This window comes from Xanthomonas vasicola pv. musacearum NCPPB 4379 (genome assembly GCF_000277895.2).
Lineage (GTDB): Bacteria > Pseudomonadota > Gammaproteobacteria > Xanthomonadales > Xanthomonadaceae > Xanthomonas > Xanthomonas vasicola.
Genome location: NZ_CP034655.1, coordinates 1,586,390 through 1,608,645, shown reverse-complemented (window position 1 = coordinate 1,608,645; position 22,256 = coordinate 1,586,390). Strand labels below are relative to the sequence as shown.

Annotated in this window: 15 protein-coding genes and 1 pseudogene; 3 read left to right on the top strand and 13 right to left on the bottom strand. The window is 64.0% G+C overall.

Annotated features, from left to right (window positions below):
* Positions 1-10 precede the first annotated feature (10 nt).
* On the top strand, positions 11-1,195 hold the full coding sequence (locus KWO_RS07560; protein WP_010375475.1) for a Tle-like phospholipase domain-containing protein: 1,185 nt from the start codon (positions 11-13) through the stop codon (positions 1,193-1,195).
* A gap of 367 nt (positions 1,196-1,562) precedes the next feature.
* On the opposite strand, the gene KWO_RS07555 is transcribed toward KWO_RS07560, so the two are convergent.
* The 7 genes from KWO_RS07555 to KWO_RS07525 all read right to left on the bottom strand — a co-directional run bounded on the left by KWO_RS07555 (position 1,563) and on the right by KWO_RS07525 (position 11,031).
* Positions 1,563-2,813 carry a DUF819 family protein gene (locus KWO_RS07555; RefSeq protein WP_010375473.1) on the bottom strand — a complete coding sequence of 417 codons (1,251 nt, stop codon included), beginning with the start codon at positions 2,811-2,813 and terminating at the stop codon, positions 1,563-1,565.
* A gap of 955 nt (positions 2,814-3,768) precedes the next feature.
* Positions 3,769-4,377, bottom strand: a complete 609-nt coding sequence (locus tag KWO_RS07550; RefSeq protein WP_010375469.1) for a nucleotidyltransferase family protein — start codon at positions 4,375-4,377, stop codon at positions 3,769-3,771.
* 406 nt (positions 4,378-4,783) lie between these two features.
* Positions 4,784-5,797, bottom strand: coding sequence for an XdhC family protein (locus tag KWO_RS07545; protein ID WP_010375467.1), 1,014 nt, complete (start codon positions 5,795-5,797; stop codon positions 4,784-4,786).
* Entirely contained in the window at positions 5,794-8,001 is a 2,208-nt protein-coding gene (paoC, locus tag KWO_RS07540) for an aldehyde oxidoreductase molybdenum-binding subunit PaoC (RefSeq protein WP_010375465.1), read from the bottom strand. The genes KWO_RS07545 and paoC overlap by 4 nt, the downstream gene beginning before the upstream one ends.
* A gap of 1 nt (position 8,002) precedes the next feature.
* Positions 8,003-8,953: an FAD binding domain-containing protein gene (locus KWO_RS07535; RefSeq protein WP_010375463.1), complete on the bottom strand. Its 951-nt coding sequence runs from the start codon at positions 8,951-8,953 to the stop codon at positions 8,003-8,005.
* Positions 8,950-9,600 (bottom strand): aldehyde dehydrogenase iron-sulfur subunit PaoA, encoded by a 651-nt coding sequence (gene paoA / locus KWO_RS07530; protein ID WP_026113273.1) that lies wholly within the window; start codon positions 9,598-9,600, stop codon positions 8,950-8,952. The genes KWO_RS07535 and paoA overlap by 4 nt, the downstream gene beginning before the upstream one ends.
* A gap of 423 nt (positions 9,601-10,023) precedes the next feature.
* On the bottom strand, positions 10,024-11,031 hold the full coding sequence (locus KWO_RS07525; RefSeq protein ID WP_010369399.1) for a zinc-dependent alcohol dehydrogenase family protein: 1,008 nt from the start codon (positions 11,029-11,031) through the stop codon (positions 10,024-10,026).
* A 224-nt stretch (positions 11,032-11,255) separates the two neighbouring features.
* On the opposite strand from KWO_RS07525, the pseudogene KWO_RS07520 reads away from it, so the two are divergent.
* Positions 11,256-12,804, top strand: a pseudogene (locus KWO_RS07520) (sensor domain-containing diguanylate cyclase).
* A 293-nt stretch (positions 12,805-13,097) separates the two neighbouring features.
* Here KWO_RS07520 and KWO_RS07515 read toward each other — a convergent pair.
* Positions 13,098-13,643 (bottom strand): single-stranded DNA-binding protein, encoded by a 546-nt coding sequence (locus KWO_RS07515; RefSeq protein ID WP_010375458.1) that lies wholly within the window; start codon positions 13,641-13,643, stop codon positions 13,098-13,100.
* Between the two features lie 273 nt (positions 13,644-13,916).
* Between KWO_RS07515 and KWO_RS07510 the strand changes: the two genes are divergently transcribed.
* Entirely contained in the window at positions 13,917-14,915 is a 999-nt protein-coding gene (locus tag KWO_RS07510) for a polyprenyl synthetase family protein (protein ID WP_010369386.1), read from the top strand.
* A gap of 290 nt (positions 14,916-15,205) precedes the next feature.
* Here KWO_RS07510 and KWO_RS07505 read toward each other — a convergent pair whose 3' ends face one another.
* The 5 genes from KWO_RS07505 to KWO_RS07485 form a co-directional block, all read right to left on the bottom strand.
* A complete protein-coding gene (locus KWO_RS07505) occupies positions 15,206-16,006 on the bottom strand; it encodes a dienelactone hydrolase family protein (RefSeq protein WP_010375456.1) in 801 nt (266 codons plus the stop codon).
* Between the two features lie 310 nt (positions 16,007-16,316).
* Positions 16,317-17,723 carry a UDP-N-acetylmuramoyl-L-alanine--D-glutamate ligase gene (murD, locus tag KWO_RS07500; protein ID WP_010375454.1) on the bottom strand — a complete coding sequence of 469 codons (1,407 nt, stop codon included), beginning with the start codon at positions 17,721-17,723 and terminating at the stop codon, positions 16,317-16,319.
* Positions 17,704-19,059 carry a UDP-N-acetyl-alpha-D-muramoyl-L-alanyl-L-glutamate epimerase gene (murL, locus tag KWO_RS07495; RefSeq protein ID WP_010375452.1) on the bottom strand — a complete coding sequence of 452 codons (1,356 nt, stop codon included), beginning with the start codon at positions 19,057-19,059 and terminating at the stop codon, positions 17,704-17,706. Before murL ends, murD begins: the two co-directional genes overlap by 20 nt.
* Positions 19,056-19,514: a hypothetical protein gene (locus KWO_RS07490; protein ID WP_010369379.1), complete on the bottom strand. Its 459-nt coding sequence runs from the start codon at positions 19,512-19,514 to the stop codon at positions 19,056-19,058. Before KWO_RS07490 ends, murL begins: the two co-directional genes overlap by 4 nt.
* A complete protein-coding gene (locus tag KWO_RS07485; protein WP_017113660.1) occupies positions 19,498-22,107 on the bottom strand; it encodes a bifunctional aspartate kinase/diaminopimelate decarboxylase in 2,610 nt (869 codons plus the stop codon). Before KWO_RS07485 ends, KWO_RS07490 begins: the two co-directional genes overlap by 17 nt.
* Between the last annotated feature and the right edge of the window lie 149 nt (positions 22,108-22,256).

The window sequence follows — 22,256 nt, the reverse complement described above, 5'->3', positions numbered from 1 at the left end:
GGAGCCGCGCATGAGCCCGTCAGAATCTTCTTCTTCCACCCCGTTCGCAGAATCGATGCGCGGGCAACAACCGCATCCGGAAGACCGCCAGATCCCCGCGATGCTGCAAGACCTTTACGCCACCGCCGCGCAGCGACGCGAAGGTGGCGCCGAAACCTTTGCCGCCCTGCCCAATGGCTGGTCGCGCATGGACGACCGCGCGCTGCAGCAGGCAGGCATCGACCCTGCCCTGCTGCACGACGCCAAGAGCGGCTTCGATGCCGCCTTCTATCGCAATGATCAGGGGCAGGTGGTGCTGGGCTTCTGCGGCACCGACGAAGGCAAGGACTGGAAGCACAACATCGGCCAGGGCCTGGGCTTTGACGATGCGCAGTACGCTTCGGCGATCCAGCTCGGTAGCCAGGCCAAACAGGCGTTCGGCGACCAGGTGGTGATCAGCGGGCATTCGCTGGGCGGCGGTCTGGCCGCGGCATCGGCAATGGTCAACGACATTCCGGCGATGACCTATAACGCCGCCGGCGTCAACGACCGCACGCTGGAGCGCGAAGGCCTGGATGCATCGGCTGCCAAGGACTACGCCAACAGCGAATTGATCCGCGGCTACCACGTCAAGAACGAGATCCTCACCCATCTGCAGGAAGACAGCATCCCGCTCAAATGGGCCATGCCGGATGCGGCCGGCCATCAGATCGAATTGCCCGAGCCGGACCCGTTGTCGTTCGGCCAGCGTCTGGTGCCGGGCATGATGCTCAAGCATCGGCTGGATCTGCATGGCATCGATTCGGTGATGAAGGCGCAGGACATGCAGTCGCAGGACCAGTCGCGTGGCGCCGCATTGCGGCCCGGCAGCCAGTTGTTCAACGACGCAGTGGTGCAGTTGGACGGGCAGCGCGAGCGCCTGGGGCTGCGCGACGACACGGCGTTTCTCAACACCGCTGCCAGCGTGGCTGCACGCGCGGGCAACGATGGCTTGCAGCGCATCGATCACCTGGTGCCCAATCGCGATTGCGACAGTCTGATTGCGGTGCAGGGCCGCATGGACGACCCGGCCCATCTGCGCAGCCATGTGCAAACGGCCTCCGCAGCCAATGAGCCTGCGCATACTAATGTCAGCCAGCTGCAGCAGCACAATCAGCAGCACATCCAGCAGCCGCCGCAACAGCAGGAAGAGCGGCGTCGCGTGATTCAGCAATAAAGGCAGAGTGGCCCGCGGAACATCGCGGGCCACATTGATCACTACGCGCTGCTGGCAGCATCTTGCGGGCCGTGTTGGATCACATCGCCAGGACGAAGGAGGCTTCGTCCTGCGCGTGATGTGTGTCAGATCAGCGCAGCGGAGTGCGTACACGCGTCCGCGCGTATGTTCGAGTCGCAGCGCGGCACGGCGACAGAATCTGAGCAGTCGTCGGACCCGGCCGATGGTGCGGAAAGCGGCATGAGCGGGTCGTATATGCAGCGATACCTGGATTTATCGGGCGGGCAATGACGCCGAAACCTCACTCGTCGCCGCCACTCGCTCAACCGGAGCTGCCGACTGCGCGCTCGCGTTGTCCGGCATCGGTTTATCCCGCACCGGCTATCGCGCGCAAGGTGATGCCGACCAGATATGCCAGATAGGTGCCGGTGGCGTAGCCCATCGTGCCCAGCAACACACCGACCGGCGCCAGTGCCGGATGAAACGCGGCGGCGACCACGGGCGCAGAAGCGGGGCCGCCGATATTGGATTGCGAGCCAATCGCAAAATAGAAGAACGGCACCCGCAGCAGCAGGCCAAGCCCCCACAGCAAGCCGATATGCACGGCGATCCAGATCAGGCCGAGCAAGAACAACCATGGCCGGTCCAGCAGCGCCAGCAAGTCCATCTGCATGCCAATGCAGGCGATCAGGAAATACAGCAGCAAGGTGCCGATTTTGGAAGCGCCCGCGCCTTCCAGCGTGCGTGCACGGGTGAAGTTCAGCAGCAGGCCCAGGCTGGTCGCCAGCACCACTACCCACACGAACGGTGTGTCCAGACTGAACTGGCTGGCCCAGCTCAGCTGCGCCTTGCACCACGCCGCGAGCGGGTTGGCCAGCGCGTGCGCCAGGCCGACGCCGCCGAATGCAACCGCCACGATCACCATCAGGTCGGCCAGGCTGGGAATGCGCGCATGCTCAGCCTGGAAGCGCGCCATGCGCTCCTGCAAGGCATCCAGCGCTCGGGTGTCGGCACCGCTGCGCGCGTCGATGTTGCGCGCGCGACCGGCCAGGAAAATCAGCACCGCCATCCACACGTAGCCCACGCCGACATCGACCACCGCGAACTGCCCGAAGGTGGTCGCATCCACATCGAAGACTTCGCGCATCGCCAGCATATTGGCGCCGCCGCCGATCCAGCTGCCGGCCAGTGCCGCCATGCCGGCCCAGGTGTCACCGGCGACGGTGGCCGGATGCAGCCAGCGCATCACCCAGAACGCCACCACTGCACCCAGCATGACGCTCAGCGATGCGCCCAGATACATCGCCACCAGTTTGGGGCCGAGCCCCAGGATCGCGCGCAGATCGATGCTCAAGGTCAGCAGGATCAATGCGGCAGGCAGCAGCACGTCGCGGGCGATCGGGTTATACAGCCGGGTGTTGGCACCGTCGATCAGACCGACCGTGTTGTAGATGCCCGGCAGCAGATAGCACAGCAACAAGGCCGGCACGAACGCGTAGAAACGCCGCCAGAGTCCGTGCTCGCGTGCGGAAGTCCAGAACACCGCACCCAGGGTGGCGGCGATCAGGCCGAACACCACGATATCGTTCTGGATCAGCGCAGTACCGGCAGCATTCACGACAGGCGGACATCCAGAAAAGTAGCCGCCAACGTGCGGACCGGACCAATGGCGGCCAATGCCATGAATCTAGCCGACCTGGAGGTCTGCGCAAACCCGGTGCTGCTGCTGACAGCCGCAGCGTCAGCAATGACATGCCGCCAGCAAGCGGCAGCGTTCCGCATCGCTTAGCCGTGACGTCGTACTACGCGATCCCCGCCGCCGGTGTTGACCACCACGCCGCTGGGCTGGCCAGTGGACCAGTGCGGGCGGGTGACCCACCAGCCGCCCTGGTCGGGTGTATGCGTACGACGTAACGTGACTCTTCCATCTGGCCTCCGGCCAGTGCGTGTAGCGGTCGAGCGAGGTGCGAGCCGCGCGGGAAGCTGCGGTGCACAGGAATGGGAACGCCTTTTCACCTCCGGAATGCCGGCATGCCCTTACTCAAGGGGCCGCGGGAGAGTGGCCAAGGGCCCCGCTTCCGGCATAGCCAGGATGTTCTTTTGCGCATGCCAGTGCCGTCGGGCGAACACTGGCAAGACGGTAGGAAAATTCTTACGTGACACATATCACATCCAACGCTACATTCGGTCAGGACCGGTGAACGCCGTGTCGTCAGCAACCGTCAGACGAGCGTGGGCGGTGCGCAGTGGGTGATCGGTCGCTCTTGAAGACGCCTCTGGGGAGGGGTTTTATGGATCTGCTCAGGAAATTTCAGTTTCCGGTCAAGACCGCCATGGTGGTCGGCTACGTGTTGGTGATCAGGGCAGCGATCGTGCTGTGGTCGTAACTCGACTCCGCGGCTCAATAGGGTGATTGAGCATTTCGGTTAGCGGTATGCAAGAAATGGAAGACGCGCTCGGATCGGTGCCAGTGATCGGCACCGATCACGCCTACGCGCGACCGTGCAGTTGCAGCGCCAATCGCGGCATGACCCAGGCTGCCAAAGATCTGCTTGCGCACCCGTCATTGCGTCTCAATCTGCATCCACCCAGCCACGCTGCTGCGCGGTAGCCAGATCGGCCGGCGTGTCGATATCCAAGGCCAACGCCGGGGCGCTCACGCAACCCAGGCTCTGCATGTCCAGGCCGGCAAATAGGCCGCGCAGGCCGCTATCCGCCTGCAACGGAACATCCGCCCACGCCGCATGTGTGACCACCGCAGGGATGCCGCGCACGCCGCTATAGCCGCTGGTCGCACATCCGGAGATGGCGCGATCGGCTTCTTCCAGCAAGGTACGCAAATGTGGGGCATCCAGCGCAGGCTGATCGCAGCCCAGGATCAGGCTGCGTCGCAACGTCGTGTCGTCCTGCACATGTTGGCGTAGCGCGGCCAAACTGGAGCCCATGCCTTCGGACCAGTCGGCATGTCGCAGTATTTCGACATCCAGATCCTGCAGCACCTCGTTCAATGCGTCCGCACCGGCACCCAGCACCACCACGCAACGGCGTGGCGCAGTCTGTAACGCCATGCGCGCGGCGCGGTGCAGCAACGGTTCGCCATCGCGCATCAGCAATTGCTTCGAACGGCCAAACCGGCGCCCTGCCCCTGCACCCAACACCAGTGCGGCGTGGTCACTGCTCATGCGATGCATGCTACTGACGTAACGACAGCAGGGCGCTGTGCCGGTTGCGAGATGGCAAAGGCGTCACGCGTCTGCGCGCAGGCACTGCGTGGGGAATGGATTGTGGCAAGAAAACTCATGCGAACCGCATTACACGATACGTCGACGTGGCAATCAGGAACAAGGGTCATGGCGACGTTGCGTGATGTAAGACAGCTGCAGCGTAGAGCGCCGCCTGTGCGTGCAAGGTGACTGCACATCGCGTTCTCTGTCGATGCGTTAGCAAAGTCTCGCCAGTTGCGATGCAGATTGCGGCGTGCTGTCAAAAGCCAGGCACAATGAGCTCCAAATAAGTCGCCTTTTATCAACGTCAGGCCGCCATGCGGCCTAAATTACGTATCCACCGTCAGGCGGGAGCAACGGGAACTTATCGACGTGCTGCAACAGCCTGGATATCTGCCACCGCCTGCGTAGCTTCGGCAATGATGCCGAGCGCGATGGTATGCGGCGACGAGCGCCCCATGCGCCAGCCTGCGGGCAAGCGCAGACGCGCAAGCGCAGCCTCGTCGTACCCAAGCGCACGTAGCGCCTGTAAACGGCCTTCGCGTTTGTGCCGGCTGCCGAGGATGCCGATGCAGGCCACATTGGATGCCAGCCCGCGGCGTGCCACCTGCAGATCGATCTCGGCGTCGTGGGCCAGGCTATACAACGCGGTGTCGGCATCCAACTGCAGATCTTGCAGCGCGTCGCCCAAGCCGCGTCGGTCGTAGTGCTCGGATGCCAATCCGGGCGGCGGTTCGACCGGCCCATGCGGCCGCAGCACCTGCACCTCGAACCCCATCTGGTTGGCCAACGAGACAAGCACCAGCAGCGCAGGGTCGGCGCCGACCAGCGCCAGCCGCAATAGCGGGCGATGCGTGCGCAAGAATTCGTCCGCACGCACGTCCTGTGCACTTGCCAGATAACGCACAGTGCCGGACGCACGATCCAACGCCACGTGAAATGCGCGCCGGTGCTGGCGGGCATTGCGCCAGCGCGCGAGGTGCTCGCCTAGATCCGGCACTGGCCACACCAGCACACCAATGCGCCCGCCGCAGCTGAGCTGGATATCCAGCACTTCGCTGCCTTCGCCGTAATCCAGCCAACGCGGCTGACCATCGCGCAGTGCGGCCATGGCCTCATGCGCTACGGCTGCTTCCACGCAACCGCCGGAGACATAACCGGCCACCCGGCCATCGGCACTGATCGCCATCTCGCTGCCGAGCGGGCGCGGCGAGGAACTTTGGACATCAATCAAGGTAGCCATCGCCACGCGCTGGCCAGCGCGATGCCAAGCCGACAAGATCGGCAGCAAGTCATCGTGCAGCGCATAACCCGGCCATGCTGGCCACGCCGGCTCGGCAGGCGACGCATGCGTGACCGGGGCAACGACTGCACTCACGCGCGCAGCATCTCGGGCAGATGCGGTAGCAGTTTGTCCAGAGTTACCGGGTAATCGCGCACACGCACGCCGGTCGCGTTGTAAACCGCATTGGCAATCGCGGCAGCGACACCGCAGATGCCCAACTCACCCACGCCCTTGGCTTTCATCGGCGACGCCAACGGATCGCTTTCTTCCAGGAACACCACATCCTGATGCGGGATGTCCGCATGCACCGGTACTTCGTAGCCCGCCAGATCGTGGTTGACGAAAAAGCCCAGGCGCTTATCCACCGCCAGCTCTTCCATCAGCGCAGCACCAGCGCCCATCGTCATGCCGCCGATGACCTGGCTGCGTGCGGATTTCGGGTTGAGAATTCGCCCTGCAGCACACACCGCAAGCATGCGCCGGATGCGCACTTCGGCCGTGGCGATATCTACGCCTACTTCGACGAAATGCGCGCCGAACGTGGAGAGTTGGTGGGTCTTGGTGAGGTCACCGAATTCGATCTTATCTTCCACCACCAGCGCACCATTGGCTGCGGCATCGCCGAGCGCGATGCGCTTGCCGCCGCCACGCACATGGCCATCGACAAATTCAGCGGTGGCCGGATCCACACCCAGTTGCTTGGCCACAGCTTCACGCAGCTTGACGGCAGCTGCGTACACGCCTGCGGTGGAACTGTTCGCTCCCCACTGCCCGCCCGAGCCTGCCGAGGCCGGGAAGCTGGAATCGCCCAGCCGCACGTCCACCCAATTCAACGGCACGCCGAGCATTTCGGCGGCGGTCTGCGCAATGATCGTGTAGGAGCCGGTGCCGATATCGGTCATGTCGGTTTCCACCACCACGCGCCCGCCCTGCTCCAGGCGCATGCGCGCGCCCGAGGTCATGACCGGCGCGTTGCGAAATGCCGTCGCCACGCCCATGCCAACCAACCAGCGACCATCGCGGGTGCTGGCCGGCTTGGCCTTGCGCTTGGACCATTCAAATCGCTTTGCACCATCTTCCAGGCACTTGACCAGCTGACGCTGCGAGAAGGGGCGCTGCGGATTTTCTGGATCTACCTGCGTGTCGTTGACGTTGCGGAACTTGACCGGGTCCATGTCGAGCTTTTCGGCCATCTCGTCCATGGCCACTTCCAGCGCCATCAAGCCAGGCGCCTCGCCCGGCGCACGCATTGCGTTGCCTTCGGGCAGGTCCAGCACTGCCAAGCGCGTCGTGATCAGGCGATTGGCACCTGCGTACAACAGTTGCGTCTGCGCGGCGGCAATTTCCGGGCTGCCGTCGGGCAGATCGCCCGACCAGGTTTCATGCGCAATTGCGGTGAGCTTGCCATCACGTTCGGCGCCAAGGCGAATACGCTGCACGGTGGCCGGGCGATGGGTGGTGTTGTTAGCGATCAACGAGCGCGGCAGCATCACCTTGACCGGACGGCCGACCCGACGCGCCGCCAGCGACGCCAGCACCGCATCGGCACGCAGGAACAGCTTTCCGCCGAAACCGCCGCCGACGTACGGCGACATGATCCGCACGTTTTCGCGCGGAATGCCGAGCGTTCTGGCCAAATCGCCGGCGCCCCAGTTGATCATCTGATTGGAGGTCCACACGCTGAGTTTGTCGCCGTCCCACATGGCGATCGAGGCGTGCGGCTCCATCATTGCGTGCGAATGATCGGGCGTGGTGTATTCGGCATCCAGTTGCACCGGCGCAGCAGCGAACGCAGCATCGAAGTTGCCAACGTTGCTATTGGGCGCGTCGCCCTTTTTGGTGACCTTGGCGCCGGTGCGCGCCTTTTCCAGATCGTAGGCGCCAACGTGGCGGCCATAATCGACCTTGATCAACTGGCCCGCCGCACGCGCTTGTTCGAACGTCTCGGCAACCACCACCGCAATCGCCTGGTGGTAATGCTCGATGTCAGGGCCGCCCAGCAGTTTGGCGGTGTTGAAGTTGCCCTTCTGCAACTTGCCAGCGTTCTGCGCCGTGACGATCCCGAGCACACCCGGCGCGTTACGCGCGACGCTCAGGTCGATGCTGCGGATGGTGCCTTTGGCGATGCCTGCGCCCACCACATGCCCATAGGCCGCGCGGCCCGGCAGGGCGTGATGTTCATAGGCATACGGCGCTTGCCCTGTGGTCTTGAGTGGCCCATCGATGCGGTCGACGGGCTTGCCGACAACCTTGAGCTGATCGATGGGATTGGTACCGGCGGGGGTGTCGAATTTCATATCAGGCCCTCGTGTCGGCCAGGATCGCATCCAAGGTGCGCTCAACCAGCGGCACCTTGAATGCATTGTGTTCGCTGGGCTGTGCGCCATCGAGCAGCACAGACGCAATAGCGCGCGCGCCCCCTTTCGATTTGGCTTCGGCCGCTTCGCTACGCCACGGCTTGTGTGCCACGCCGCCGACTGCGACGCGAGCACTGCCATCACGCTGCACCACCGCGGCAACCGACACCAGTGCGAACGCATACGACGCGCGGTCGCGTACCTTGCGGTACACATGCGTGCCTCCGATCGGCTTGGGCAAGGTCACTGCGGTGATCAACTCACCGCGTTCCAGCACGGTTTCCAGATGCGGCGTATTACCCGGTGCGCGGTAGAACTCGGACAGCGCCACTGTGCGCGTCTGGCCATCCGGACGTACCGTTTCCACCGCAGCATCGAGCAAGCGCATGGCAATGGCCATATCGCTGGGATGCGTTGCAATACACGATTCGCTGGCACCGATCACCGCCAATTGGCGATTAAATCCGCCAATGGCTGCGCAGCCGCTGCCGGGCAGTCGCTTATTGCACGATTGATTGGTGTCGTAGAAATACGGGCAGCGCGTGCGCTGCAGCAGGTTGCCGGCAGTCGTAGCGCGGTTGCGCAATTGCCCCGACGCACCAACCAGCAAGGCGCGCGACAGCACGGCGTAATCGCGGCGCACGCGTTTGTCGGCCGCAAGATCGGTGTTGCGCACCAGCGCGCCAATGCGCAAGCCGCCGTTGGGCGTTTCGTCGATGGTGTCCAGACGCAGGCCGTTGACGTCGATCAGGTGCGACGGCGTTTCGATCTGCAGCTTCATCAGATCGAGCAGGTTCGTACCGCCCGCGATGAACTTGGCACCGGGTTGGCGCGCGGCCTTGGCTGCGGCATCGGCTGGCGAGGTAGCGCGCTCGTAGCTAAAGGCCTTCATGCGTGGTCTCCCGCAACGTCGTTGATGGCCTCGACAATGTTGGAATACGCACCGCAGCGGCAGATGTTGCCGCTCATGCGCTCCTGCAGTTCGGGCGTGGTGAGCTTGGTCTTGCCGGTGAGGTCTTCGGTGACATGGCTGGGAATGCCGCGCTTCACTTCATCCAGCACAGCCACTGCCGAGCAAATCTGGCCAGGCGTGCAATAACCGCATTGGTAGCCATCGTGTTTGACGAACGCAGCCTGCATGGGATGTAGCTTATCCGGCGTGCCCAGCCCTTCGATGGTGGTGACCTTGGCACCTTCATGCATCACTGCCAGCGACAGACACGCGTTCATGCGCTGCCCATCGACGATCACAGTGCATGCGCCGCATTGGCCGTGATCGCAGCCCTTCTTGGTACCAGTGAGATGCAGGTGTTCGCGCAGCGCATCCAGCAAGGTGGTGCGATTATCCAAAGTCAGCGTGACCGGCTTGCCGTTGACTTCGAAGGCCACCTGGCTGGATGCATTGGCCGGCTCGACCGCCTGCTTCTGCGACAGGGCAGTGGCGGCAGTGGCGGCCATTGATTGGGTTGCGGCAGCGCTGGCTGCGGATGCCGTTCCCGCAATCAGTATCTCCCGGCGGGTCATCTTGATGTCTCTCATGGCTGGCATCTCCGACGATGCTGGCTATTACATTTATCAATCAATGTGCAGCGCCGCCGGTCACAGGCGTGTGAGCGCGCGTGAGTGATTGCGGGTGCAAGCAGTGCTGTTGCCCGATTCCAGTGGCTGTTATCGCCTGTAGTGGCTGGTCGCTGCATGCGCCATGAAAGACGCTCATCACCGCGCTAGACGAACTCTGGAGCCAACACCATTGGCATTGGACGAGCTAGGTCGCGTTTGCAGCCTAGTGATCATTGCGCGCTGCAGCACGTGTCACGCCCCTCTCGGCGACCGAAAGCTGGCAATAGGCGCCGGTGGGCTCGCCAGTGCACTGCCCATCCAGTACTGCCTGCAAGCGACCGCACAGTGAACTTGGGCGCCGGCAGCGCCCTGCACCGCCCGCGCCCAGCCCAGCAGGGTGAGTCAGAACTCCAGCGCGATCTTGCCGAGGTGGCCACCAGATTTCTGCAGCTCGAAGGCCTCGCCGATCTCTTCCAGCGCGTAGCTGCGATCAATCACCGGCCGCAGCGGTAAGCTGTCGAGCGCGCGCACCAACTCCTGCTGATGCCGGCGGCTGCCAACGACCAATCCCTGCAGACGTTGCTGGCGCCCCATCATTTCGGCGGTCGGCACCTCTCCAGCCCCACCGGTCAGCACGCCGATCAAGGCGATGTGCCCACCCACGCGCGCCGCACGGATCGATTGCTTCAGCGTGCCCGGCCCGCCGACCTCGACCACATGGTCCACGCCACGTCCGTCGGTGATGTCCAGCACCTGCGCCGACCATTGGGGATGTTGCCGGTAGTTGATGAGGTGGTCGGCTCCAAGAGCGCGCACCTTTTCCAACTTCTCGTCGGACGAGGACGTCGCGATCACACGCGCGCCCATCGCTTTGGCCAATTGCAGCGCAAAAATCGACACGCCGCCGGTGCCCAGCACCAACACGCTGTCGCCGGCCTTCAGTCCGCCATTGACCACCAGCGCGCGCCACGCAGTCACTCCGGCGGTGGTCAACGTCGCGGCCTCGGCATGGCTATACCCGCGGGGTGCGTGGGTAAATGCGTGCGCATCGACAACCAGGGCAGAGCGCGCGTAACCGTCGACGCCATCGCCTGGCGTGGTCGCGAAACCGGCATGCAACGGCTCGCCATCCAACCATTGCGGAAAGAAGGTGGAAACCACATGATCGCCCACTGCGAACTCCTCAACCTCCGGCCCTACTGCTTCCACCACGCCGGCACCATCGGACATCGGAATACGCCCGTCTGCGGTCGGCATCTTCCCGAGCACGACGCCCAAATCATGAAAATTGAGCGAGCTGGCATGGAGGCGCACACGGATCTGACCGCGTGAAGGCTGCCCTGGATCGGGCAATACAACGGAATGCAGCGACGCGATTGCGGCGGGATGGCGAAGACGAATGGCTTGCATGGAGTGACTCCTAACGTGATTCAGCGCTTGGGATACCATGCACTCCGTTATGCAAACGCAGTCGAGCTGGCTTCGTTCTCTGTCGCAGCGCTCGTAACGCGTGCACAGCGAGCGCTGGCGCAACGGCCATTGTCTGCAGGTGCGCGGGCAAGCGGACTGTTGCGTGCCGCGTGAGGCATCAATCACAGATCCGTCAGCACACGTGCAGATGCAGTTAGCAGCGCGTGCCACTCCACGTAGGCTGGCACGGCGGTTGCATCGCCTTGGTGTCCAGACAGGTAGCCCACAGTGACTTCAACAACCAAGCGGCGGCGGCAACGTGGACAGCGCATCGCGCTGTATTTCGTGCTGGCCGCGTCTTGGATGCTACTGCTCGGTTCGGAGTACTGGTCCATCGACGAGGAACGCGCGACCGCGCTGCGCAGCGCGCAGGCGCAATCGTTGAATCTGGCCAATTCGCTGGCGCAGCATGCCAGCGACACCCTATCCATTGCAGATGCGGTGCTGTCCGGGCTGGTGTCGCGGGTCGAACACGACCAGAGCTCCAGCGCTGCACGCTCGGCAATGCATGAGTTTCTGGTGCATGAAGCACGCCGCTCGGACCGGCTGCATGGCATCTTCATCTACGCAGCGGACGGCAGCTGGGTCAGCTCGTCGCTGAACAGCACGCCCAGGACGCACAACAACGCCGATCGCGCCTATTTCAAATATCACCGCGACCATCGCGACGACATGTCACTGGTTGGCCCGCCCGTGCAAAGCCGCTCGGACGGCTCCTGGGTGATCACGTTGAGCCGCCGCCTCAATACCCCCAGTGGCGAGTTCGCCGGCGTGGTGTTGGTCACCTTGCAGCTGAAGTACTTCCAGAACTACTACAGCACCTTCGAAGTCGGCCCACACGGCATCATCCGCATGACCAACGACGATGGCATCGTGATCGTGCGCCGGCCCGACAAACAGGGCGTGATCGGCACCTCGATCGCGGGCACGTCGATCGACGTCACCATGCGCGCACGCAAGCATGGCACCGCCACCTATAGCTCGCCGATCGACGGCGTAGAGCGCATCTCCAGCTTCGCGCCGGCGCGGCCGTATCCGCTGACCGTGCTGACCGGCGTTTCAGTTGACGATGCGCTGGCGAACTGGCGGGAAACCGCGCGCCAGCGCATCGTGGTGGCTGCGCTGGGCTGTGTGCTACTGCTCGGCGTGGGGATCTGGCTGGATCTGCAACTGCGCCGCATGCATCGCAACGAAGCCAAACTAAGCACCGAAGCCTGGGTAGACGCATTGACCGGTATTGCCAACCGGCGCGCCTTTGACTACCGGCTCTCGTGTGCGTTGCAGGACGCAGTTCGCCTGGAGGCGCAGCTGTCAGTGCTGATGATCGATGTCGACCACTTCAAACTCTACAACGACACCTATGGCCACGTGAACGGCGATGCCTGCCTGCGTTTGATCGCAAGCGCCATTGCCAGCTGCTCGCGACGCAGCGAAGACGTGGCCGCGCGCTACGGCGGCGAAGAGTTCGGCATGATCCTGCCGCAAACCGATGCAGCCGGCGCGCTGCGCCTGGCCGACGCCGTACGCAATGCGGTGGCCGAGCTCGGCCTGATGCACTTATCCAGCCCCACCAGCGCACATGTCACCGTCAGCATCGGCGCAGCCACCTTCGAACCGGGCCAAGCGCCCCTAAGCGCCAACGCCATCGTGCACGACGCCGATTCGGCGCTGTATCGTGCCAAGCAGAAGGGACGGAATCGGACATCGGCGTAGGCCAGTGGACAACGCAGCCCCCCTGGCTTAGAGATCACACTGCTGCCAGGTGGACAGCGCTGGCTCGGTGAACGGCTGCACTGCGCGCACTGCGCGCACTGCGCGCGCGGCGCGGACAGCGGCAGCATGACCTATACGCACGGCGCGTGCCCGCATCCCATCAGTCACTGCAGCGCCAGCGACGCTCTTTTGGCCACGCTTACGAGCTCTGGACCTGTTTTTACACGCTTCCCATAACGCAGAAAGCCCGCGCAATGCGGGCTTCCCTTGGTAACGCAGCGACCAAGCAATCCTCAGAACGGAATATCGTCGTCTGCGAAATCGTCCATCGGCGGAGCCGACTGCTGCTGGGCCGGCTGCTGACGACGCGGCGCATAGTCCTGGCCACCGCCACCGCCGCCGTACCCACCACCACCCTGCCCGCCACCACCGCCCTGCTGGCGCGGCGCCTGCGCGCGCTGCGGGCGATCGCCGCCCATGCCGCCACCACCGCCACCGCCTTCACCACGGCCGCCGAGCATCTGCATTTCGTTGGCAACGATGTCGGTGCTGTACTTCTCCACACCGTCCTGGCCGGTGTATTTGTCGTAGCGCAGCTCGCCTTCCACATAGACCTGCGAGCCCTTGCGCAGGTACTCACCAGCGATTTCGCCCAGCTTTCCGAAAAACACCACGCGGTGCCACTCGGTGCGTTCCTGGTTATTGCCTTCGCGGTCCTTACGCATGCTGGTGGTGGCAAGGCTCACGCGCGTGATTGCCATGCCTGCCTGGGTGTACTTGGTGTCGGGATCGTTGCCGAGGTTGCCGACAAGGATGACTTTATTGATGCCGCGGGCCATAGGTGCTTCCGAGATGATGCGCTGGCGCCGGGGGCGCGCAACGCGGAATGTCTGTGCGGCAATGTTACCGCACCTGCCGCTCGGCGGTCCTGGCAGGTTACCGCGCGGGGATGCCGGGCAAGCGCCCTGCCAGGGGTCGGAAATCCAGCCCGCGCAGGCCTTTACGGCTTCGCCTGGCCGCGTGAAGCGGCAAATGTGAAGACGCCGGTTGTGTCCGGCGGGACGGATCCGGCCCGGGCACCTATAATCGACGCACATCACGAACGCCTGCGCATGACCATCGCCGAAGACCTCCCCACCGTCCTGGGCCTGCCCCAGATCCAGTCCCTCGCCGCGCCCGACATGGCCGCGGTCGATGCGCTGATCCGCCGCCGCCTGGCATCGGACGTCGTGCTGATCAACCAGATCGCCGATCACATCATCTCCGCCGGTGGCAAACGTCTGCGCCCGATGCTGGTGATGCTGGCCGGCCATGCCGCTGGCGGCTCCGGGCCGGAGCACCACCAGCTCGCGGCGATCATCGAATTCATCCACACCTCAACGCTACTGCACGACGACGTGGTGGACGAATCAGACCTGCGCCGCGGACGCAGCACCGCCAACGCGCTGTGGGGCAACGCGCCCAGCGTGCTGGTCGGCGATTTTTTGTACTCGCGCAGCTTCCAGTTGATGGTCGAACTGGATCGCATGGAAGTCATGCAGATCCTGGCCGACACCACCAACCGCATCGCCGAAGGCGAAGTGCTGCAGCTGCTGCACGTGCATAATCCGGACACCGACGAAGCCGCCTACCTGCGCGTCATCGAGCGCAAGACCGCGGTGCTGTTCGCTGCGGGAACGCGTCTGGGTGCGCTGGCATCGGGCGCCACGGTCGAGGTGCAGCAGCAGCTGTACGACTACGGCATGCAGTTGGGCTTCGCCTTCCAAATCGCCGACGACGTACTCGATTACGCGGCCGAAGCAGCGGACCTGGGCAAGAACCTGGGCGACGACCTGGCCGAAGGCAAGGCGACGCTGCCGTTGATCCACGCGATGGCGCATTCGGATGCGACCACCCGCGAGCGCCTGCGGCAGATCGTCGAACAAGGTGATGCAGCGGCAATGCCGGAGGTGCTGGCCGCCATCCACGCCACCGGCGGGCTGGACTACAGCCGTCAGCGTGCAGCCGAATATGCTGCGGCTGCGGAACTGGCACTAAACACTCTGCCACATAGCCCTGCAGTGGCGGCTCTACGCGGTTTGGCGCGCTACGCGGTCGAGCGCACGCACTGATCCGACGCGCTGAACGCGCCGGACGGGATTGGGGCTTTGAGATTGGGGATTCGCAAACGCAGCTTGGCCGCGGTTTTACGAATCCCGGCATCGGTTAGCCAAATGCTTGGTCAGCGCAACCCCGAAGCACAAACGCCGGGGTCGATGCGTTGAAAGACGGGACAGCGCTTTTGCGCATCACCAATCCCGACTAATGATAAGTCAGCGCAAACCCCCGAGCAAAAACTCAGGGGTTTGATTCGCTGAAGGACGGGACCGCGTTCTTGCCAATCCCAGATCCCCAATCCCGGCTACTTAGCAAACCGCTCATCGAAGAAATCGCCCAGCATGCGATACGCACGCTTGGCCGCACGCGGGTTGTACAGGCAGCCCGGCGGGCTGTTGGCATCGGCCTCGGCAAAGCAATGCACAGCGCCGCTGAAGTTGACGAATTGCCAGTCCGCGCCGGCTGCATCCATCTCGGTTTCGAACGCGGCGATATCCGCTTTACTCACGCTCTTGTCGTCGGCACCGTTGAGTACCAGCAACGGCGTTTTGGCCGAGCCGGCAGCGGCCGGGCTTGGGGTAGCAATGCCGCCATGCAGGCTGACCACACCGGCCAACTGCGTGCCTGCACGCACCATTTCCAGCACCGTGGTACCACCGAAGCAGAAGCCCACCGCACCGATGCGCGTTGTGTCCAGCGGTGCCTTGTCGGCCTGCGCCTTGAGCACGTCAATGGCCTTCAGCGCGCGTGCGCGTAACTCCGGTGGATCCTTCTTCAGCGCGCCGGCGAACTGCCCGGCCTCGCTGTCGTTGGCGGGGCGCTTGCCCTTGCCGTACACGTCGGCCACCAGCACCACGTAATCGTCGCCGGCCAGCTGCTTGGCCTTGGTCACCGCCGAGTCGTTGACCCCACGCCAGTTGGGCACCATCACCAGGCCCGGGCGTTTGGCGTCGCCGGCATCGTCGTACACCAGCACGCCACTGTAGGTGTCCTTGCCGATCTTCCATTCCAGCGGTTTGGCCTGCATCGTCGCCGCTGCGGGGAGGGCCAGCGAGGCCAGAACACCGATCAATCCAACGCCACGCCATGTCCATTGCTTGTGCATGCGCTTGCTCCCAGGATGGTGGGGCGAGTGTAGGCGCTGCCGCCGCGCAGGAGGGGTCATCATCGCCACTTTTGGAAACTGCGCCGCAGTTAGTTGGTCGAAGCGTACCGGGCACCTCCCCAGCCGCTGAGCGTGCCGATTTCAAGCGCATCAACGCAGCGGCGTCGGAGGTGAAGCAGGCCACACAACGTCGCCAGCAGTGTTTAGGTACACGTGGAAAGCGCTGCACAACTACAGCGAGTGGTACTTACCGATCCCGAACACCGACTCCGCACTTCTGGCGATGAGCGAAGTCGGTCCGATAGGCGACTTAGTGCACGCCCAATCCGGGAATCGCGCTGATTGCCGCCGGATCGAATCCTGCCAGCTGCGCAAAATGCCGGCCGCGTGCAACGTAGTCGCTGTAGACGCCGAAGCTGGGCGCACCTGGCGAGAGCAGCACCACGCCGCCCTGCTCGCCCAGCGCATCGCGCGCCAGCTGCATGGCGTGTTGCAGATCGGTTGCAGCATGCAAGCCGAAGCGCCCGGCGTCAGCGAGCGGTGCCAGCAACGCATGGATACGCGGGCCATTGGAGCCCATGGTGACGATCTCCAGCGGCGCCTGCTGCGCCATATGCCGGGCGAAATCGTGCCAGTCCAGGCCACGGTCATGCCCGCCGACCAGCAACGCAACGCGACGCTGCGAAAAGCACGCCAGCGCGGCCAGCGAGGCATGCGGCGTGGTGCTGATCGAGTCGTTGACGTAGCTGATGCCGTCCACGCTGCCAAGTAACTGCAAGCGGTTGGGTAACGGACGAAAACCCAGCGCGGCCGGCGCCAACGCGGCGGCACCCAGCCCAAGCGCTTCTACCGCCGCGAGCACCGCGCACAGGTTGCGGCGGTTGTGCTCGCCCGGCAGCGGCACGTTGGCAGTATCGAAAATGGTGTGTTCGCCGCGATAGACCACATCGCCACGCAGGTGCCAGCCCTCGGGATGGTTGAACCACAGCACCTGGCTGTCGGGCAGCTGCAAACTGGCGAGCAGCGGGTCGGCAGCGTTGAGCAAGGCGATCCGCGGCCGGCCTTCGGTCACCAGCGACAGCTTGTCGCGCACATAGCGTGCCTCATCGCCGTGCCAGTCCAGATGCTCGGGAAAGAGATTCAGCACCAGCGCCAGCTCGGGGCGCGCGCCGCTGCGTCCGACATCAGCGGTTTGATAGCTGGACAACTCGATTGCCCAATACGCCGGTGGCGGCTGCGGTGCCAGCACTTCCAGCAAGGGCTGGCCGATATTGCCGACCAACGCGGTGCGATGCCCGGCCGTGCGCAGCAAGTGCGCCAGTAACGCAGTGGTGGTGCTCTTGCCCTTGGTACCGGTGATGCAGATGGAGCCGGGCACGCTGCCGTCCGGCTGCGCGTGCTCGGCAAACCACAGCGCGGTGCCGCCAATGAATTGCGTGCCCTGCGCGGCGGCGGCCAGTGCCTCGGCGCGATACGGGCTGATGCCGGGCGACTTCACCACGATTGCGAAACGCCCTAACGCCTGCGCGCTGGCATCGGTTTCCACTTGCAAGGTTGCATCTGCGAGCGTTTCGAGTTCGCGCGCCTCTTCAGCGTTGCAGAACACCGTCAGCGGTTGGGCGGGCAGCTGCGCGCGCACTGCGCGATACGCCGCGCGTCCTTCGCGCCCCCAGCCCCACAATGCAACCACCTTGCCTTCAAGCTGCGAAATTCGCACGCACGCGCTCCCACAGCGCCGACGGAATCCGGTGCTCGCCATCGATGGCCATCAGTGGCTCGACCTGCAGGTCATTGGGGTCGAGCTGCGGCTGGATGTCGCGGATAAAGCGCTTTACCAATGCGTCTTCCTTCCACTCGGCGCGGCTAGCCAGCACTGCCATCGCCGCGCGCGATTCGCGGCCTTCGCCCACGCATTCGAACGGCTTGTGGTCCTGAAATTCCAGCAACGCATCGTAACCGCCGGCCTGCGTCGCATCGTCGAGCAGATTGCGCCCGAAGATGTTGACCAGCCGCGTCTTGGGCATGAACGGTGCCAGCGCCAGAAACACAAAATGGCACTTCGGGCACACGCCGCACCAGCGATGCACCGGGCGTTCGCCCATGATGTGGAAGTTGCGATTGCAGCTGGAAAAATGCGCGTCGTAGTGATCGGTCCTGGCGAATTGCCGCGCCACCGCCAATTCGGAGAGCGGCCGCAGCAACGAGTAGTAGCGCAGATCGGCCGCCACATGCCGCTGCACGTAATCGCCGAAGGCCTGTTCGAAGGCCCAGCCCTTGGACCACTGGTGATTGACCTCGCCGGTGCCGGGGATCTGGCTGCCATAGCTGGCCGAGCGTTCGTTGGAGAACACCACCTGGTCCACGCCATTGAGCAGCGCTGCCAGCACCAAAATGGCCGAGTTCACCGCAGTCACCGGGATATGCCCGTTCCAGGCGCCCTGGCGATTGAGCTCGAACAATTCCGGCGCCAGCACGCGGCCGATGTTGAGCACCGGCAAACCGGTGCGCTCGGCGCAGGCACGAATCAGTTGCGAGCCGCCGATCCAGCTGACGGTCTGATCGATACCGGCATGCCGCAGCGCTTCGATACTAACCAGCGAATCCTTACCGCCACCGATCGCCACCAGCGCATGCTCGCGCAGCCCCAACGCCGGCGCAGCGGCAGCCGCCGGCGCAGCGACCGGAAAGCGGATCTTGCCGTGCAGATTCAAGCAATTGCGGTACGCAAATTCGCCCAGGCCGTGCAGGTACACGCTTTCTACCAGCGCGGCAGTCTCGGCATCGATGCTGTAACTATCGATGGCGATGTTTGGCGGCACCGCGGCCTTGAAATAACTCACCCCAGCAATGAGATGCAGCAGCTGCAACGCCTGCTGCATGGCAGTCGCGTTCGCCGCGTCCAGCGCAAATGGCGCGCCCGGTACGGCAACGGTCTCGACCAGCTCCTGGCCTTGATCGAAGGCATACACCAGCGTCGCCAGGCCGGTCTGTGCGTCGAGTGCACAACGCACGAAACGGAAGGTGGAAATCTGGTGTTTGTCGAAAGCGCTCATGGACTACCTGCAGGAACACGCACACGACGTAGATAACGTCGGCACAGGACATATTCAATCATGGAAAACGGCACCGCGGCCCACAGCAGCGGCAGGCAACCGATCACGAACAACAGCAGCATGACGTCAGAGCGAATCACCTGCCCATCGCCAGTGATTGCCAACGCGACCAGCAGATACAGCAGCAACGCCGGCAGATAGCCAAGCGCACTCAACACCACCGTGCGTAATGCCATGCCGCCGGCACGTGGCGCTGGTGCGCGCTCGCGGCGCCGACGCTGCCAGAACGCTGCGCTCCACGCGCCGATGCCGGCAGCAACCAACGCGGGCAGCACCCACTTCAAACTGTCGGTCCACGGCATCGGTTGCCCGGCGATGTCGATGGCAGTGGAAAACACCATCGCCACGCCACCGGCCAGCGTGCTGAGTACAACGAACTCAGCCAGCGGGCGCATCGATCACCTCTTCGCGTGGCAATTCGCGCTGATTGTAGGTGCTGGCCATCGAGTAGCCGTAAGCGCCGGTGTCGGCCACCAGTACCACATCGCCGGGCGCAGTGGCCGAGGGCAGGCGGCGGCGCTTGCCGAACACGTCCGACGATTCGCAGATCGGCCCAACGATATCGAACGTGCCATCGGCCGGCGCATCCAGCCGGCTGAGGTTTTCGATGTCGTGCCAGGCGTCGTACAACGCCGGGCGCATCAAGGTGTTCATGCCCGCATCCAGGCCCACGCGCTCCACGCCATCCTTTTCGATCACCTGGGTGACGCTGGCGATCAGCACACCGGCTTCGGCCACCAGATAGCGGCCCGGCTCGATTGCCAGGCGATAGCCCGGATGCACGGCCTTGACCTCGGCCAGGCCCTTGGCCCACACATCCAGATCAAACGGCTCGTCTTCGGCGCTGTACGGGATCGGCAAGCCGCCACCAATGTCGATGGTCTCCACCGTGCCGATGCGGCGTGCAAAGCCGGCCAGTTCGTCATACATCATCCGCCAGTGTTCGCCGGTCTCCACGCCACTGCCCAGGTGCGCATGCACGCCGGTGATGGTGACTTCGAGCGTGCGCGCCACTTCGACAAATTCATCCACGCGTGTGGACGACAACCCGAACTTGGAGGCCTTGCCACCGGTGTTGACCTTCTCGTGATGACCGTCGCCGTGACCCAGGTCGATGCGCAGCCAGATATTGCGGCCACGGAAGAGCTGGGGCCAGTTGCGTAGCGCTTCGACGTTATCTACGGTAACGGTCACGCCCAGCGCAAATGCCGCTTCGTATTCGGCCTTGGGTGCAAAGCTCGGCGTGAAGAGCACGCGCCGCGGCGACAGCTCGGGCAGCGCCTGAAACACGCGGCGCAATTCTCCATGCGAGACGCATTCCAGCCCGAAGCCGGCCTGTTCCAGCGCAATCAAAATGGCCGGATGCGCGTTGGCCTTGATTGCGTAATAGCGTTGATCCACTGCGGCGATCTGCGCCAATGCGTGCGCACGCTCGCGCACTGTGGGCAGGTGGTACGCATAGCGCGGCGTCCCGGCCTTGGAGAGCGACAACAGATGCGTGCGCTCGGCATGCCACCACGGCGTGGGGCGCGGGCGTACCGAGCCGATGATCTCGCGCCAGCGTGGGCCGAACACGTCGCCCTCGCTGACCGGCATCGCACCGCTATCGATGAGTTCCGCATGCAGGATCGGCAGCAAGCCATCCGCATCGGATTCGTCGATGACGAAGGTCAGATTCAAGTCGTTGGACGACTGCGAAATCATGTGCACGCGCTCCTGCCCGAACGTGGCCCACACGTCGGAGAGCTTGTGTAGCAGTGAGCGCATGCCGCGCCCGACCAGGGTGATGGCCGCGCACGGAACAATGATCTTGACCTTGCAGATCTGCGACAGATCGGCCGACAACGCCGCCAGTACATCGGTGTTGACCAGATTTTCCGAAGGATCCAGCGACACGGTGACGTTAGTCTCGGCAGAACCGATCAAATCCACCGACAGGCCATGCTTCTTGAACAGCGTAAACACATCGGCCAGGAAGCCGACCTGCTGCCACATGCCGATGCCTTCCATCGACACCAGCACGATGCCGTTGCGGCGGCTGATCGCCTTGACGCCCAACACCGGCTCGGCATTGCCGTCGATGCTGGTGCCCGGCAGATCGGGGCGCTCGGTGTCCAGAATCGCCATCGGTACGCCGGAATCGCGGCACGGTTTGATCGAGCGCGGATGCAGCACCTTGGCGCCGGTGGTGGCGATTTCCTGCGCTTCGTAATAGTCCAGCCGCGTCAGCAGGCGCGCGTCCGGCACCTCTTTCGGGTTGGCGCTGAACATGCCGGGCACGTCGGTCCAGATTTCTACCCGGCTGGCGCCAAGCAACGCACCGAAGTAGGCCGCCGAGGTGTCCGAACCACCGCGGCCCAGAATCGCGGTACCACCATCGGCGTGCCGCGAAATGAAGCCCTGGGTGATCAACAAGCGCGTGGGCTGCGCAGCGAAACGTGCGCGCCAATCAGCATCGGACTGCCATTGGCACGACACCGACAAGCGCTTGGACCATTCGCTCTGATTGGGCTGCGGCGGCAGCGCCGATAGCCACTGGCGCGCATCCAGCCAGCCCATGTCCAGGCCGCTGGCATGCAGATACGCCGCACCGATGGTGGACGACAGCAACTCGCCCTGCCCCAACACCTCGGCCTGCCACTCCAGCGTGCGCGCTGCAGCGCGCGCGTCGCTCAGCAATGCGTGCAGTGCGGCCAGTCGCTCGCCCAGCACCGCATCGGCGTCCAGTTCGAGCTCGGCCAGAAACTCACGATGGCGTTGGTCCAGTGCGGCCACGCGCTGTGCGCTGTCGGCGGCACCATCGGCAATGGCGGTAAGTTCGTTGGTCACGCCCGACAATGCGGACACCACCACCAGCACGCGGCCGCCGCTTTCGCTGGCCCGTTTGCTCGCCAGTTTTCCAATCGTGTCCCAGCGATGACGACGCGACACCGAGGTGCCGCCGAACTTGAGGACGATCCAACGATCGGTAGAGTGGGGAGCTGACATTGAGATAGGTGTTTAGGATGGGGGAAGATGCCCGGTACACCGAGCGGAACTTCCGATTCTACTGCCAATGCCGCTCGCATGACCCCGCATGCGATCACAGGGCGCGCGGCGCCACCTCCACTGCCGCATCGGTTTGCACTGCAACTATC